Annotated in this window: 10 protein-coding genes; 8 read left to right on the top strand and 2 right to left on the bottom strand. The window is 66.5% G+C overall.

The genetic code is table 11. The features are described 5' to 3' along the window. Positions 1-229 precede the first annotated feature (229 nt). Entirely contained in the window at positions 230-940 is a 711-nt protein-coding gene (locus tag AKJ09_RS29480) for a hypothetical protein (RefSeq protein WP_146651197.1), read from the top strand. Positions 941-974: 34 nt separating this feature from the next. On the opposite strand, the gene AKJ09_RS29475 is transcribed toward AKJ09_RS29480, so the two are convergent. After that, positions 975-2006, bottom strand: coding sequence for a serine/threonine-protein kinase (locus AKJ09_RS29475; RefSeq protein WP_146651196.1), 1032 nt, complete (start codon positions 2004-2006; stop codon positions 975-977). A 164-nt stretch (positions 2007-2170) separates the two neighbouring features. Here AKJ09_RS29475 and AKJ09_RS29470 point away from each other — a divergent pair, with 164 nt between their 5' ends. The 4 genes from AKJ09_RS29470 (at position 2171) to AKJ09_RS29455 (ending at position 8476) form a co-directional block, all read left to right on the top strand. Further along, entirely contained in the window at positions 2171-2602 is a 432-nt protein-coding gene (locus AKJ09_RS29470) for a type III secretion system chaperone family protein (RefSeq protein ID WP_146651195.1), read from the top strand. Positions 2603-2605: 3 nt separating this feature from the next. Continuing rightward, positions 2606-3442 (top strand): PspA/IM30 family protein, encoded by an 837-nt coding sequence (locus AKJ09_RS29465; RefSeq protein WP_146651194.1) that lies wholly within the window; start codon positions 2606-2608, stop codon positions 3440-3442. A 74-nt stretch (positions 3443-3516) separates the two neighbouring features. Then, positions 3517-6357: a cation-translocating P-type ATPase gene (locus tag AKJ09_RS29460; protein ID WP_146651193.1), complete on the top strand. Its 2841-nt coding sequence runs from the start codon at positions 3517-3519 to the stop codon at positions 6355-6357. A 28-nt stretch (positions 6358-6385) separates the two neighbouring features. After that, positions 6386-8476 (top strand): DOMON domain-containing protein, encoded by a 2091-nt coding sequence (locus AKJ09_RS29455; protein WP_146651192.1) that lies wholly within the window; start codon positions 6386-6388, stop codon positions 8474-8476. Between the two features lie 16 nt (positions 8477-8492). Here AKJ09_RS29455 and AKJ09_RS29450 read toward each other — a convergent pair whose 3' ends face one another. Further along, positions 8493-10205: a serine/threonine-protein kinase gene (locus AKJ09_RS29450; protein ID WP_146651191.1), complete on the bottom strand. Its 1713-nt coding sequence runs from the start codon at positions 10203-10205 to the stop codon at positions 8493-8495. A gap of 302 nt (positions 10206-10507) precedes the next feature. Between AKJ09_RS29450 and AKJ09_RS29445 the strand changes: the two genes are divergently transcribed. The 3 genes from AKJ09_RS29445 to AKJ09_RS29435 all read left to right on the top strand — a co-directional run bounded on the left by AKJ09_RS29445 (position 10508) and on the right by AKJ09_RS29435 (position 16024). Further along, positions 10508-12193, top strand: coding sequence for an ABC transporter permease (locus AKJ09_RS29445; protein ID WP_146651190.1), 1686 nt, complete (start codon positions 10508-10510; stop codon positions 12191-12193). A gap of 134 nt (positions 12194-12327) precedes the next feature. Beyond that, entirely contained in the window at positions 12328-14124 is a 1797-nt protein-coding gene (locus AKJ09_RS29440) for a GAF domain-containing protein (protein ID WP_146651189.1), read from the top strand. A gap of 121 nt (positions 14125-14245) precedes the next feature. After that, entirely contained in the window at positions 14246-16024 is a 1779-nt protein-coding gene (locus tag AKJ09_RS29435) for a sensor histidine kinase (protein ID WP_146651188.1), read from the top strand. Positions 16025-16076: the final 52 nt, after the last annotated feature.

The raw sequence follows: 16076 nt of genomic DNA, 5'->3' as shown, positions 1-16076 counted from the left end.
GCTCACCGGCAAGAGGAATGGTTGAGCATGGTCGAGTCTTTGCGGCGTCGCAAAGCAACGAGTACGATGGAAAGGACATCGGCTCGCGCGCCGGGTTCTGATTCAGCCTGCGTTTTCCGTTTCTTCGGCCTTCTTCGCCTTCTTCGCCTTCTTCGAATTGTTCACATTGTTCACATTTGGCCGCGCACTCCGCGTTCCCTTGGTTTTACGCCTTTTCGCTTCACCTCCCATGCGTCGCTTTCTCGCTCTGTCCGCGTCGATCTCGATGACCGCTGCACTCGCAGCCGGGGCCGCTTCCGTCGTTGGAGGATGCAGCGACGACGACGCGACCTCCGGCTCGTACAGCGCGGGGGATGCGAGCATGCCCCGCCGCGACGGCAGCGTCGTCGAAATGCCCGAGGCGGGACCGTCCGACGCGGGCATGGGGTTCCCCGCCCCTTCGTGCGAGAAATATTGCGATTTGATCGGGGAAACCTGCACGAACGCCAGCGCGCAATACAACTCCAGGGCGGAGTGCATGGCATTCTGCAACGCACTCCCGGTCGGCAAGGGTGGCGAGGAGGACACGAATACTGTCGCCTGCCGCCAGTTCTACGCGGGAAGCCCTTCGCGGGCGGATGCGCCTCGCTATTGCGGGGCTGCAGGGCCCTTCGGCGGGGGCGTTTGCGGCGACCGCTGCACCGTGTTCTGTCAGCTGACGACAACGCTCTGTTCGGCCGACGCGGGCATCAAACAGACGCCCTACGCATCGCAGCCCGAGTGCGTGACCGCGTGCTCCACGTTCCCGTTCCGTGATGCTGGCGTCGATGGCGGCGGCGAAAGTCCGACCGGCCCGGACGCGGGCAACACGCTAAATTGCCGCCTCTTCTACCTCCGCACGGCCCTGACGGACACGAGCGCCTGCGCCGAGCTCGGGCCCGACAGCAGGACCTGCTACTGAACCTCGTTCGTCCGCGTCACGCGGGCTGTTCGCGTCAGCGACGACGACGGCCGAGCGCGCCTGAACCGGGATCGCTGAACGTGCCCGCCGTAACCTCGGTGCGATCGTCCATCGACTCGTAGGGCGAGGGCGCGATCACCGGCTTCTGGCGCCGTGTGTTGCCCATCACGCGACACACCTTCCGCCACTGCTCGAGGGCATCGGTAGCGGAGCCAAACCGCTTCTCGCGCTCCCGGGCCATGATTTTCGAGAGAAACTTCTCGATGGCGGCAGGCCAGGTGTCACCCGTCGTGTGCGCGAGCGTCGGCGGGTCGCGATCGAGCTTGAGCGCGATGAGTGTCAGCGCGTTCGAGCCCTCGAAGGGCAGGCGGCCGGTGAGCGCCCGGAACGCGACGGCGCCGAGCGCGTAGAGATCCGCGCGCTCGTCGACGCGGGCGGAGCCACGCACTTGCTCGGGCGCCATGTAGGCGAAGCTCCCGAGGGTGGCATCGAACGCGGTGAGCGAAGGCTCGCTCCGGCGGGCCGCGCTGGCCTTCATTTTCGAGACGCCGAAGTCGAGGATGCGCGTGCGTTCCTCGTGCTCGCCCCCCGCGATCTCCTCCTGCGTCAGCTTTCGCTTCTCGATGAAGAGGTTCGCCGGCTTGATGTCGCGATGGACGACGTGGGCGCTGTGCGCCCCGTTCAGCCCCTGGAGCGCGTCTTCGACGATCGGGGCCACCTCCGCGAAGGAGAGGTACTGCTCACGACGCAGGCGCTCGTCGAGCCCTTCCCCGACCAGGCGTTCGAACGCAATCCAGAGCCGGCCGTCCTTTTCCTTGCCGGCCCCGAGGATGGCGGCGACGTAGGGCGATTGGATCTCCTTCGCGATGCTCGCTTCGCGATTGAAGCGCGCGACGAGATCCGGGTCTTGGGCGGCGCGCTCGTGGAGGACCTTGAGGGCGACCTTTTCGCCCGACCGGCTCTCCGCTGCATACACCTCACCCATGCCCCCCTGACCAATCAATCGGCGAATCTTGTAGACCCCGCCGATTATCGATCCTGGCGTGAGGCCAGGCTCCGAAGCCATCGAGGCCGAGGCTAGCACGAAGACGTAGCGACAGGCGACAGCCCTGGTTAGGCTGCTCTCGGGATCGCTCCCAGGATTGAATCGGGGGGCTGGATCGTTTCCCCAAAGACCTCCCAAACCGCCGTAGAAACGCCCCTTAGGACCCCACGAGAACACGACAGCCCATGCGCAGCGTCCAAGACGTCGAGGCTTATCTCGGAAAAATGAACCGGCGCTACTCGCCGATCGACGACCAACCGGGCACGTTCCTGGTTCGCGGCGCAGGCAACATGCCGCCGACCGCGCTCCTGGTTGCCCCCCCTATCGTCGTGCTCCGGGTCCACGTCGGAGACATCACCGGCGACGCCTCGATGAACGGTGAGCTCTACGAAAAGCTCCTCACCATCAACGCGAAGTCCCTCGTGCATACGAGTTTCGGCCTGGAAGACGGAAAAATCGTCCTGGTGAGTGCACTGGAGCTGGAAAACTTGGACTACAACGAGCTTGCCGCAACGCTCGACGAGATCGACGTCACCCTGGCCCAGCAGGTCGCGAAGCTCAAGGAGCTGTCCGTGAAGGCTCAGTCGCCCGCGTCGTCGTCGCAAAGGAACGCCTGAAAAATGGGGATCTTCAGCCGCCTCGCTCAGCTCATCAAGTCGAACCTCAACGATCTGATCAGCAAGTCCGAAGACCCGGAGAAGATGCTGAACCAGGTTGTTCTCGACATGAACAACCAGCTCGTCGAGGCGAAGAAGCAGGTCGCTTCGTCCATCGCCGACGAGAAGCGTCTCGCGAAGCAGTTCGAGCAGGAAACCGCGCACGCCGCCGAGTGGGAGCGCCGCGCAATGATGGCCCTCCGCGCGGGCAACGAAGAGCTCGCGAAGGAAGCGCTCGCCCGGAAGAAGGAGCACGACCAGCTCGCGGCCACCTTCCAGGAGCAGTGGACCAAGCAGAAAAACGCGGTCGATCAGCTGAAGAAGGCTCTTCGGATGCTGAACGACAAGATCGAAGAGGCGAAGCGCAAGAAGAACGTCCTCATCGCCCGCAAGAAGCGCGCAGAGGCGCAGAAGGCGATCCAGGAGACCATGCACGGTCTCCGCGATCAGAGCGCGTTCGAGACCTTCGACCGGATGGCCGGCAAGATCGACCAGCTCGAAGCCGAAGCCGAAGCCGCCAGCGAGATCCAAGAGGAGTACACCGGCGACATCCTCGCGAGCCGCTTCCAGAACTTGGAACGCACCGCAGGGGCCGACGAGGATCTCGTCGCACTCAAGCGCAAGATGGGCATGCTTCCGCCCGAAGAAGCCCCGGCGCCCGAGGCCGAGGCTCCGAAGCGTGTCGAAGCCGGCATCCCGGCCCCCACGCCCTCGGCTGCCGAGCAAGACGAGCTCGCTGCCGCGCTCGAAGAGCTCGAGGCGGAGCAGACGCAGGAACAACAGCGCAAAGCAGGCCGCTGAAGTCAGCCCGTTCCGGACGCCGCCGCACGATTGTCTTTTTGCCGGCGGCGTTCTGAACGTAGCCTGTACCGCGAATGCAGCAGATTTCGGCGAGCCCCAGCAGGGACGCGTCACGTCGTGACGTGGAAGCGAAGGTCATTTGGCACGCGGGTGCGTGCGAGGCCTTGGTCGCCCGTTTCGAAGCGAACCCCGCGCACGGCCTGACCGAGGCCGAGGCCGAGGCGCGCCTCGCAAAGTACGGACCGAACGAACTCCCCGCCCCCGAGCCGCCCAACCCTTGGAAGCGGTTCTTCGCGCAGTTCGCCAACCCGATCGTGCTCACGCTGCTCGTCGCAGCCGTCGTCGCGACGGTGAACGGCGCGAGCACGCATGGCGGCGCGAGCTTCCTCGCGCGCTTCGGCGACGCGATCGCCATCGGCCTCATCGTCGTCTTGAACGCCGTGCTCGGCTTCTATCAGGAGCGGAAGGCCGAGCAGGCGCTCGAAGCGCTGAAGAACATGCAGACGCCGACGGCGCGCGTGCGCCGCGGTGATCAGGTCAAGATCATCGCCGCGTCGACGTTGGTGCCCGGCGACATCCTCGAGATCGAGGCAGGCGACGCCGTCCCCGCGGATGCGCGCCTTCTCCAGACCATCGACCTCGCGACGCAAGAGGCGGCGCTCACCGGCGAGTCGCTCCCCATCGCGAAGGATGCGCGCGCGCAGCTCCCCGACGACGCCCCCATCGGCGATCGCACCACGATGCTCTTCACGGGCACGTCGATCGTCCGAGGAAAGGGCCGCGCCGTCGTCGTGGCGACGGGCAAAGAGACCGAGCTCGGCAAGCTCAGCGTCCTCATGAGCCAACAAGAGCAGCAGAAGACGCCGCTCGAACAGAGGCTCGATCACTTCGGAAGCCGCGTCCTCTGGGCCTGCCTCGCGATCAGCGCGGTGATGTTCGCCTGGGGCATGGTGCGTGGCGAAGACACCTGGCACGTCCTCTTGCTCGAGGCGGTGAGCCTCGCCGTCGCCGCGATTCCGGAAGGCCTTCCGGCCATCACTACGATCACGCTCGCCCTCGGCATGCAACGCATGGCCAAGCGCGGCGCGATCATCCGCAAGCTCGCGGCGGTGGAGACGCTCGGCTCCGCCACGGTGATCTGCTCGGACAAGACCGGCACGCTCACGCAGAACGAGATGACCGTTCGCGAGATCTTCGCGGGCACCCTTTCGTACAGCGTGACCGGCACCGGTTACGATCCGAAGGGCGACATCCTCGACCTCGGAAAGAACGTGGTCGACGTCGCCGCGAACGCCGCCCTCGGCGACTTGCTCGCGACCATCGCCCTCGCCAACACCGCCGAGCTCGAACCGAAAGACGGCGGCTGGCGTGTCATCGGCGATCCGACGGAGGGCGCCCTCCTCACGCTCGCCGCAAAGGGCGGCGTTCCCAAAGAGTCGGTCGTTCCGTCGCACCAGATCGTCAAGGAGATCCCGTTCGACAGCGATCGCAAGCGGATGACCGTCGTCACGCTCGACAAGAACGGGCGCGAAGTTGCTCACACGAAGGGCAGCGCCGACGTTCTCATTCCTCGCTGCGTCGCGCACCAGACGGTGAACGGCGTCGAGGAGCTGACCGACGAGATCCGTCACTCCATCCTCGCCGAAGCCGAGCGCATGAGCGGCGCCTCGCTCCGCGTTCTCGCCGTCGCACGCCGCGACCTCTCCACGCCGGTCTCGCGCGACGGCAGCGCATCGAATGGGTACGACCTCGAGATCGAGGAGCGCCTCACCTTCGTAGGCCTCGTCGGCATGATCGATCCGCCGCGCATCGGCGTGAAAGAGGCCGTCAAGGCCTGCCACGAGGCCGGCGTTCGCGCGGTCATGATCACCGGCGACCACAAGCTCACCGCCGTCGCCATCGCGAAGGAGCTCGGCCTCTGGGACGAAGGGGCGATCGCTCTCACCGGCGCCGAGCTCGAGAAACTCACCGATGAAGCGCTCGAACGGCGCATCGACAGCGTTCGCGTGTTCGCGCGCGTGACTGCCGAGCAGAAGCTCCGCATCGTCAAAGCCTTCAAGACCCGTGGTCACATCGTGGCCATGACGGGCGACGGCGTGAACGACGCCCCCGCGCTACGCGAAGCCCACATCGGCATCGCGATGGGCAAGCAGGGCACCGACGTCGCGCGTGAAGCCGCGGACATGGTCCTCGCCGACGACAACTTCGCGACCATCGTCGACGCCGTCCGCGAAGGACGCGCCATCTGGCGCAACATCCAGAAGTTCATCTTCTTCCTCCTCTCGTCGAACGCCGGGCTCTTGGTCACCGTGTTCGTCGCGAGCGTCATGCCCTCGCTGCCGGGCCTTCGCCCGATCATGATCCTTTGGATCAACCTGGTGACGAACGGCCTGCCGGCGCTGGCGCTCGGCATCGATCCGCCCGATCCCACCCAGATGCGCGAGCCGCCGCGCAAGTCCACCTCGGGCCTCCTCGGCACGCGCGACTATCTCGGCATCGCCGCGGTCGGTGTGTTGATGGGCGGCCTCGCGGTCGCTTGCTACTACTGGCCTTGGGGCGAGCCGGGCGTTCGCCAGGTCGACTACGGCCGCGCCGTCGCCTTCTCGCTGCTCGCACTTTCGCCGCTGTTCCACGCGCTGAACTGCCGCTCCTCGACCGAGTCGATGTTCGCGCTCCGTCCGATTCTTCCGGCAACACTGCTCCTTTCGGTCGTCGTCAGCGCCGGCATCCACCTCGTCGCGGTGCTGGTGCCGAGCCTGCGCGAGGTATTCAAGACGTACGCCTTGTCGGGCATCGAGTGGGTCGTACTCGTGACGCTCTCCGCCTCCATCGTGCCGATGGTGGAGGGTCTGAAGCTCCTTCAGCGGATCGGTGTCGTCGGGAAGAATCTGGGCCCGATGTCGCGACGCGCCTGACCGCGTTGGGATATTCTGCACGCAGTCGATGAAGCGTGCATTTTGCATCCTTTCCACGGGAAGCCTGGCGACACTCTTTGCTCTCGGATGTGGAGGCGGCGGCGCGCCGGCGAAGGCGCCTGACGCGAAAGACTCCGCGAAAGACGACTCGATCGGTGAGCTCGCTGCCGCCCAGGGAGGCCTCGCCTCTCTCGGCGGCGCGGGGAATCGCGAGCAAGGTGGCGCAACGGGCACCGAAGTAGCGATGACGGGCCCGCTCCGCGCCGAAGAGGTCGACAGGCAGAATCCGGTCAGGCTCGATGGCGTGCTCAAGGAATGGCATGCACGGTCGGCGGCGAAGGAAGCGCTCGAGGGGTCGACGAGCGGCCTCGGGCTCGCAGTTGCCGTTCAGTACGACGATGCCAAGGTCTATGTCGCCGGTGAGATCACCGACCCGAAGCTGACGCGCACGAAGGCACACGGCGACGGCGACGATCGCGTCACCATGACACTCGCTTTCCCGTCCGGACGCGGTTCGCTGAAGGCCTACGAGATCGGCTTCTGGGCCGGAAAACCCGGCGAGAGCTCGGGAGTGGTCAAGTGGCTCTCCGGCGCCAGCAAGGGCGAGAGCGTCGCGGGTGCGCGCATCGTCGAGGCCGACATCAAAGGCGGCTACAGCTTCGAGGCGGCCATCCCGTGGTCATCCTTCCCCGAAGCGCGAACGATGCGCCTCGGTCTTCGCGGAGCCTTGCGCTACCACGACGCGGACGGCCACGCCGTCCTCGGAACGGGCCCCGGCAACGCCGAGCACGCGGCCAATCTTCCGGCCCTGCCCACGGCCTCCGAGCAGGCGGTCGTCGATGGACTTCTCGGCCCCAAGAACCTCGCCGGCGAGACGCCGAAGATCGACGTCTTCGCGGACGTCACCGGTGACGAGCGCAAGGAACGCATCAGCGTCTTCGGCCGCTTTTTCACCATCTGCGGCCCGGGCTATCGCGGTGGAAAGCAGTTCTTCTGGCGCGAGATCGCAGGCGATCTCGTCACGCTCGAAACGCGCGATCTCGAGGGACGCGGCAAAGACGACCTCGTCGTTCGTCGCCGCGTGACCTCGAACGCGATGCAGCACGAGGTGCTGGAGATCTGGTCGCTCGGAAGTGGCGACGAGCCCGTGACGGCGTTCTCTCAGGAAATCGCCATCACCTCGAGCGACGGGAAAAAGCGCGTCTCGAACGCCATCCGGGTCTCGTCGAAAGAAGTCGAAGTGAGCGTGGAGCCGGCCACCGGCTGGGACATGTCGAACTTCCCGGACGCTCCGTTCGAGGGAGAAAACGCAGTGCTCCTCCCTTGGGGCAACGTGAAGTCCCGCACGTTCCGCTACGACAAGGGCAAGCTGACGAAGGTGAGCGAGGTTCCCCAAGCCGGAAAGGCTGCCCCTTTCGCGAAGGCGAACGCCGCGTCCGAGTCGCAAGGCTCTTCGCTCGACACGGGCCCGTCGCCTTCGCCTCCGAGCGCGAAGACGGCGGACATGGCAAAGGCGCTGCTCGACGCCTACGCGCGCGACACGGGCACGCCGGCTGGAACGAAGCCGCGCTTCGATCTCGAAGTGAGCGTCGACGGAGATTCGCGCCCCGAACGCGTGCTGCTCATCGGGCGTGACGTCGTCGTGTTCGGCCCAGGTTTCAAAGGCGGAAACGCCTACTCACGCCTGACGCTCTCGCAGTTCGAGACCGACAAGGACGTGGCCGAGATGACGGTACGCGACGTGACCGGTGACGGCGCCGCCGACATCGTCATCCGCGGGCTTCGTCGTGTGACCACGCCGCAAGGCGAGAAGGTCGACGTCGATGGGATGTTCATCTACCAAGTGAAGAGCGGAAACATCGCGCGCATCTTCGCGGTGGAGACCTCGCGAGGGTTCGGAGGCAAGCGCATCCAGGGCCTGTCGCAGTTCGTTCCCGCGAAGAGCGGCAAGGGCTTCGACATCGAGCTTCGTCCAGGCGTTGCCAAAGGCTGGACGGAGAAGACGTATCCTTGGCCGCAGGACAAGCCCGGCGGATCGATCGAACCGCTGCTCCTGCCCTGGGGCAAGCTGCAGGTCCTTCGTTACTCGTTCAACGGCACGCAGTACGCGACGCCGTAAGCGCGCGAGCAGCGTCCTACCGCTTGCACTTCTTTTCGAACGGATCCCAATCCTCGAACGCGCAGTTCGATGGACGGCCACCCGTGGCAGCAGGAGCAGCGGGCGTGTTCGTGGCCTTCGGCGGCGTGGTTGCCGTCGCTGCGGTCTTGGCCGACGGCGGCGAGCCGGCGGCTTTGACCGCGGGCTTCGCCACGGGAGGCGGCGTGCTCTTCGCCACGTCCTGCTCGAGCCGAACGGCGACGGCGCGCTTCGAACCGTCGACCGTCACGGTGCGCGTGACGTAGCCGGCGCGTTCGATCTTCACCGAGAGCTTCTCGTTCGGGCCGATCGTCACGACGTGCTCGCCGGTGCCGAGCCTCTGATCTTCGAGCCAGACCACCGCGTCTTCGGGGTCCGGCGTCACGACGACTTCTTTACGTGTGGTCGCGGGTTCGGCGGAAGGCGCCTCGATCGCGACCGTGGCGACACTCGCGGCCGAGCCGGCGTGCTCCTTCGGGGCGGCGCGAAGCGAAGCCGCCACCACCACGCCGACGATCACGAGTACGACGGCCGAAATGCTCGCCATCGCTACCCAGAACACGGGCGCCTTGGCGGGGCGAACCGGTCCTGCGCCGGTCGCAGCCGCCATGCGGTTCGAGTTGCGGAAGTAGTCGGCCGGGACGTTGAAGCCGCCGGAGCGCCCCATCATCTCGTTGACCGCGTCGGGGACCATGCCGCGCTCGACCTTCTCGAGATCGGCGACGAGCTCCTCCATCGACTGGTAGCGAAGATCGACCTTCTTCGAGAGGCACTTCAGCACCACGGCCTCGAGGCCGGGCGGGATCTCCTGCGCAAGCGGCACGATCGTGCGGATCGGCGCAGGCGACTTGTACATGTGCTGCGTCAGGATCCCCATGAAGTTGTCGGCGTCGAAGGGGACCTTGCCCGAAGCCATCTCGTAGAGGATGACGCCGAGCGCATAAATGTCCGTGCGCCGATCGACGGGGACGCCCGCGGCTTGCTCGGGCGACATGTAGTGGGGCGTTCCGAAGACGCTCCCAGCGCGGGTCAGTCGATTCGCGTCACCGCCGACCTTGGCGATGCCGAAGTCGAGGACCTTCACGAAGTCGCGATCCTCGCCGCGCGCCACGAGCATGACGTTGTCGGGCTTGAGATCGCGGTGAACGATGCCCGCAGCGTGCGCGGCGGCGAGACCGCGCCCGATTTGCTTGGCAATGTGGACGAGGCGCGGAACCGGAATGACCCCCGCCTGCGCCATCTGGCTCGAGAGGCTGGAGCCGTCGAGGTACTCCATGACGAAGTACGTCGCGCCCTCGGGGAGCCTGCCGAAGTCGGAGATGTCGACGATGTGCGGATTTCCGATGCTCGACGCCGCGCGCGCTTCGTTGAGGAAGCGCTCGGTCATCTCGCCGTCCGCCGCGAGGTCGCCGCGCAAGACTTTGATGGCGACGCGCTTCTCGATCAGCTTGTGCCGACCTCGGTAGACGACCCCCATGCCGCCCTCGCCGAGAAGCCCCTCGATGAGGTAGCGACCGTCGAGCGTCTTGCCGATGAAGTTGTCGAACGGTCGCGCGGGCACCGACTGCGACGGGAGCGTGCCACTGACGTTCACCGCGCTCGAGACGTTTGCGCCGTCGGGGTGACCACGGCCGGCCGACGCGTACTCGGAAGGCGCGGGCACCGCGAGGGTCACCGCATTGGAACCGGGGCGTTCAGGCCGTTCGGGCATGAGAGAAGAGGGAGGCGAACGGCCGGCAGGCTGCGCGCGTCATGAAGATGTACCGTGGTCCAGCTGAGTTGGGAAAGCGACAAGCAAGGCTTTTGCGGCGCGCATCCCCATCCCGAGATGAGACTACAGCACCCGACACGGTACGTGGGTTCCGTTCGACCGGCATGCTCCGTGTTTGACCGAAGGCGGTCGGGCTGCGACCAGGGGGAAAACGGGAACGATTCGGGGGCCTGGCGTGCTACACGCTTCGCCGGCTTGCGGGGTTCTCCTGCCCCGCCGTCGTACTTTCGCGGTTTTTACGCATGGGCTACCCCGTCCAGATCGCCTTCCGTTACCTCGGGTCGAAGAAGCGCGCCTTCGTTTCCGTCGGCACCGCCTTCGCGATGCTCGGGGTCGCCCTCGGCGTCGCCGCGCTCTCGATCGTCATGAGCGTCACGGGCGGCTTCCAGGACCAGTTCCGGGAGAAGGTCCTCGGCGTCAACGCCCACGTCATCGTCCTCAAGTACTCGGTCCAGTTCCGGGACTACCGGGACGTGATGCAGAAGGTCGAGCAGATCCCCGGCGTCGTGGCCGTGGCTCCCTTCGTCATCAACCCGATGATGGTGACGCACGGCGACCGCACGGCGACGGGCGTCCTCCTCAAGGGCGTCGACCCCGTCGCGATGCCGAAGGTGCTCGATCTTCCGCGGCACATCGTCGAGGGATCGCTGGAGGGAATGCGCAAGGCAGGCGCCAAACCGCCGGAAACGCCGCGTTCGGACGCGTTCCCGTCGCTCGGTAGCAGCCCCACGCCGCCAACGACGGGCTCGGCCGCCGAGCCCACCGAGGCAGGAAAGCAGACGCTCCTCGAGGCCATCGAGAAGCAAATCGCCGAAGACAAGGCGAAGGGGACCTACGCGGGTCTCGACGCCGGCTCCACGGACCTCGCCACGCTGATTGCGACGGGCGCCGCCGACGACATGACGAAGTCGCCCGCCCCCGCAGCGTCGAACAGGCCGGCGCCGCCCGATCCCCTGGATGCGATCCTGGACGAGAAGCCGAGCGCTCCGACCAGTGCCCCGACGACGATGCTTCCGTCCGGCGACTCGACGCCGCCCGGAGGATTCGCGAGCACCCTTCCCGACGACGACGTCCTGCCCGCCGAGGTCGATCCGGATCCGTGCCGGAGCCCCGAGCAGGTCAAGGCGCTGCCGGGCGTCGTCATCGGCCGCACGCTCGCCAAGCGGCTCGCCGTCGGCCTCGGCGACTGCCTGCAGATTACCTCGCCGCAGATCGGCATGAGCTTCGGCGCGAGCGGCGCCCGCCCGCCGATCGCCAAGCAGTTCCGGGTCATCGCGATCTTCGAGGCCGGCTTCGATCAGTACGACTCCAAGCTCGTTTACACCGATCTCTACGAGGCGCAGGCCTTCTACGAGCAGGGCGACAGCGTCACCGGTGTCGAGGCCAAGGTGGCCGACATCGAGCAGGCCGCCGCGGTGGCGAAGACCGTCGACAAGGTCCTGGCGAACGGCGTCTTCCACACGATGGATTGGCGCGAGCTCAACCATGGCTTGTTCACCGCGCTGCTGATCCAGCAGATCGCGATGAGTTTCGTGCTCACCCTGATCATCGTCGTCGCGGCCTTCACCGTCGTCGCCACCCTCATCATGGTGGTGCTCGACAAGAAGAAGGAGATCGCGCTCCTGAAGGCACTCGGCGCGAGCGACGACGCGATTCTCCGCGTCTTCGTCTACCAGGGCGGAATCATCGGCGTCGTCGGCACCGTCGTCGGCCTCCTCGTGGGATGGCTCGGATGCAAGGCGCTCGCGACCTACGGCTTCCCGCTCGATCCGAAGGTCTACTTCATCTCCAAGCTGCCCGTGAACATCCGTCCCACGGAATTTCTCATCACGGGCGCAATTGCGATCCTGATCTGTCTCGTCGCCACGATTCTGCCTGCCCTGTATGCCGCACGTTTGCGGCCGTCGGACGGCTTGCGCGCCGAGTAGTGCCTCGACACCCGCCGGTGCAGGCAGGGATCCACCCCAGCGCAGGACACGGAACGAAGCGAGGAAACCGCCCCGGTCCGGTGTGAAATCCCGCTGCACGCTCGAGGTCGGGTGGTGTTAGCCTCATCGAGCGAATGCGCTGGCTCGTCGAAGTATCGTCGCTCGAGAAGACGGACCTCCAGAAGTTCTGCGTGGAGGCCGAGTCGTGGCAACGAGCTCTCCAAGCAGCACGAGCTCAGCGCGGCGAAGAAGGACCGATGAGCGGCTTCTCGATCGAGCTGCTCGAAGAGGGCTACCGCGCCGTCGATCCCATCGCGCGCATCCGCTTCGTCGTGAAGCGTGCGCCGCACGACATGCCGGTCACCACCGTGGCGATCGACAGTCGTCTCGGCGTTGCCCCGGGCGCTCCCTCGTCGATTTCGGTTCCGCCGGTGGTGATCACGAACGACCCGACGTCGACCGGGCAGGTCCAGAAGATCAGCGTCACGCCTGCTCCCGCTCCTGCTCCCGCAGGATCACCAAGCAAGATGCCGTCGCAGCCGCCGGCGCGCACCTCGGTGACGCTGGCCGCGAACACGGTCGCCATTGCCGAAGCGAAGGCCGAAGCGCGTGAGCAGGAAGCCGTCGGCGGCCGCGCCGCTCCTCCTGCCGTAGGCTCGGCAATCCCGGGCCTGCCGGCCGTGAAGCTGCTCACGTCGCGCGAGCAGAACCCGACGGACGCGTCGCCCCTCTCCTACCGCGAGTACGCGTTTGCCGTCCCCGCCGGTACGACGGAAGAGAGCGCCGTCGAAGTGCTTCGTGCGCAGCTTCGCATCGTCGATGCGCACCTTGCGGGGTTGAAAGTCGGAAAGCTCGTGAATCTCGCCGTCTTCGACGTTGAGTTCACCGGAAAGCCGCCGCGCCCGCCGATTGCCACGCTCACGTGGAAAGATTGGAAGGGCGAGCCCGTGCTCGGTTACCCGGCACGCGGCACCGGTTCGAGCGCACCACTCCGGCCGCCGTCAAAGATCCCTCCTTCCCTTGCCGCTCCCGCCACCACGCCCTCCGGGAACCCCACGCCGGCCGCCGTCGCGAACGCCGTGATTCCGCCCGCTCCGGCGGTTCCGAACATCGGAGCCTCGAATCCGGCCCCCAACGCGGCGGCGACAGCGGCTCCTGCACCGGTCGTCGTGCCCGCGCCCGAGCCCATCGCCTCGGTGACCGAGCCGATGCTCCCGCCGTCGTCCGCATCCGGTGCTGCCAGCGTGTCGAGTTCGACGAGCTCCGCGGCGACGAAGTCGGCCAACGGGCCGTCCGCACCTGCGCCCGCCGCAACGGATGCCGAGCCGCGCCGCTCCCCCTCGCAACCTCCGGCGGGTGCGGTGAAGACACCTTCAGGCCGCCTCGTTCGTGGGCGCGTATCGGGCGACGAGCTCATCACCGCGCTCTTCGAATCGATGCATGATCTCCACTTCCTGCGCGACGCGCTCGACGGCGGGCAGTTCTGCCTGGCGCTCGCCACGGAGGTGCTCCCGGCGCGCGCCGCACTCATTCACTTCTTCGACATCGAGAAGCGCGAGTGGGTCGTGGCGTGTGCCCGCGGCAAAGACACGCGCGGCCTGCTCGCGCTCCGCACGGCGGACGCCGACGAGATCCTGCGCGACGCCGCCCGCAAGCGACGTGCAGTGGTCGTGGCCAATGCGTCGACGGCTGCAGGCGAACGTTACCGGCAGATCGGGGGAAGCCACAGCCTCATCGTCGCGCCGATCATGCAAGCCGGACGTGCCCTCGGCGCGCTCGAGATCATCAATCCGCTCGACGGTCTGCCATTCACCGAAGACGAAGCCTACGCGATGACGTACATCGCCGAGCAGTACGCCGAATACTTGGGCTCGCGCGGCATCGTTCTCGACCGCGACCGCATCCACTCGTCCGCCACCGCCGGCGCCTGAGCGCCTCGTCCAAAGGTGCCAGCTCGAGCTGGTCCCGGCGCAGCGTGGTCGTCCGCTGCGTGGGCCGGAGACGGCTCACCTTTCGACACGAGGGCTCGGAACGGCTAGAGCGTAGAACCTCGTGTCTCGCCGCCGTCCTCGCCTGCGCGTCTTCGTCCTTCTGCCGCTCGTCATCGCGGCGGTGGGCGTGCTCGCGTACTTCACGTTCAGGGCGACGCTGCAGATCGACACGCTGCGCCAGCAGTCGGTGCTCGAGGCCACCCTCGCCCTCGCCACCGAGAAGGCGAACCGCGTCGACCGGCAGATCATCGACCAGGACAACGTGGTCATGGCGATCGCCGATCCTGCGCGGCTCGACGAGCTCACCGAACGTTGGCTCCCGACCGCGCAACGCGAAACGCCCAGCGTGCGCGCGATTCTCGTGCTCGACGAAAGCCGCACCGTCCTCGCCTTCACCTCGCGCGCCTCGAGCGCCTTCGGTGACGAAGAAGCCTTCCGCCGCATGCTCGTGAGCCGAGCGCTCGGCGACATGGACCTCGCCACCCAGCCCCCCGACGAGCTACGCCACCTGCACCGCGAGTATGCGGGACAGAGCTATCTTCTCAGCTACTGGCAGCGCGTCCACGAAGGCCACAAGTACCTCGTGATCGCTCGCCACGACATCGGCCGCATCGTGCGCGAGACGCTGCCGATGCTCTACAACGAGCCGAGCTCACCCACGCACGATGGCCCGCGCACGAGCGCTGCGAGCCGCGTGAACGTCGTCGACGAAGAGGGCCGCCTCATCTACGGCCCTTCGCTGGGCATCGGTGAATTCACCGTGTCGGTGCGCTTTCCGACGACGCTCTACAACTGGCGCGTCCAGGTCTCGCCGCTGGCGAGTGAAGAGATCGCCTCGCGCATCCAGAATCGAAGGCTCCTCGAGATCACGATGATGAGCCTCTCATGCATCGTCATCGTCGCGGCGGCGATCGCCATCTTCCTGGCGAGCGAAAAAGACCGCCGTATCTCCGCACTCAAGAGCGAGTTCGTCGCGAACGTCAGCCACGAGCTCAAAACGCCGCTCGCGCTCGTCCGCATGTTCGCCGAGATGCTCCAGTCCGGCCGCGTTCCTTCGCCGACGAAGCAGAAGGAGTACCTCGACATCATCGTGCGCGAGAGCGAGCGTCTCTCGGCGCTCATCGAGAACGTGCTCGATTTCGCGCGTCTCGAGCGTGGCCGCGACAGCTACGAATTCTCGGAAGGCGACGTGGGCGAGACCGTCACGCGAGCCGCGAACGTCTATCGCTACCGCACGGAACGCGAGGGCGTGCAGCTCCTCCTCGACGTGGAGCCCAGGCTTCCCCACGCTCGCATCGACGAGCGCGCGATCCAGCTCGCCGTCGTGAACCTCGTCGACAACGCGCTCAAGTACGCCCCCGACGGCAAAGAGATCCTCGTCCGTGCACGCAACGCAGAAGGCGGCGTTCGCATCGACGTCGTCGACCAAGGCCCTGGCGTCGCGCCGGAAGATCGACGACGCATTTTCGAGCGCTTCGTTCGCCTCACGGGCTCACGCAAAGACGACACGAACTCGCCCGTGCGCGGCAGCGGCATCGGACTCGCCCTGGTGAAGCACATCGCCGAGAGCCACGGGGGCCGCGCCTGGGTGGAAGGAAACCCGGGCACTCGACCTGGATCAACGTTCAGCTTCACGATTCCTGGCCGACCTAGCGCCGCCTTTCACGTGGGCGCGACGCACACGGAACCTCAGGAGATCGCTCAGGACCACATCGGTCCTGGACGCGATCCGGGGCGCGCTCCCGGACGGATCGTCGGAAACGCCGACGGTTCGGTCGGAAAGGAGACCGGGCGGAGCCAGAGCTCACCCACGTCGCCGCAGCTTGACAGTGAAGCTTGAACCGCAGAGCGCAGCAACGGGTCAGTTGACGGCGGCCCGGCACAGGATATCG

The organism is Labilithrix luteola (genome assembly GCF_001263205.1).
GTDB classification, from domain to species: Bacteria; Myxococcota_A; Polyangia; order Polyangiales; family Polyangiaceae; genus Labilithrix; species Labilithrix luteola.
The sequence above is the reverse complement of the archived record's forward strand: the minus strand, read 5'-3'. Positions and strand labels throughout refer to the sequence as shown.

What these genes read in the sequence shown, in the direction of transcription:
- AKJ09_RS29480 (WP_146651197.1), top strand. Translation starts at nt 230, where the DNA reads ATGCGTCGCTTTCTCGCTCTGTCCGCGTCGATCTCGATGACCGCTGCA.
- AKJ09_RS29475 (WP_146651196.1), bottom strand. Translation starts at nt 2,006, where the DNA reads ATGGCTTCGGAGCCTGGCCTCACGCCAGGATCGATAATCGGCGGGGTC.
- AKJ09_RS29470 (WP_146651195.1), top strand. Translation starts at nt 2,171, where the DNA reads ATGCGCAGCGTCCAAGACGTCGAGGCTTATCTCGGAAAAATGAACCGG.
- AKJ09_RS29465 (WP_146651194.1), top strand. Translation starts at nt 2,606, where the DNA reads ATGGGGATCTTCAGCCGCCTCGCTCAGCTCATCAAGTCGAACCTCAAC.
- AKJ09_RS29460 (WP_146651193.1), top strand. Translation starts at nt 3,517, where the DNA reads ATGCAGCAGATTTCGGCGAGCCCCAGCAGGGACGCGTCACGTCGTGAC.
- AKJ09_RS29455 (WP_146651192.1), top strand. Translation starts at nt 6,386, where the DNA reads ATGAAGCGTGCATTTTGCATCCTTTCCACGGGAAGCCTGGCGACACTC.
- AKJ09_RS29450 (WP_146651191.1), bottom strand. Translation starts at nt 10,205, where the DNA reads ATGCCCGAACGGCCTGAACGCCCCGGTTCCAATGCGGTGACCCTCGCG.
- AKJ09_RS29445 (WP_146651190.1), top strand. Translation starts at nt 10,508, where the DNA reads ATGGGCTACCCCGTCCAGATCGCCTTCCGTTACCTCGGGTCGAAGAAG.
- AKJ09_RS29440 (WP_146651189.1), top strand. Translation starts at nt 12,328, where the DNA reads ATGCGCTGGCTCGTCGAAGTATCGTCGCTCGAGAAGACGGACCTCCAG.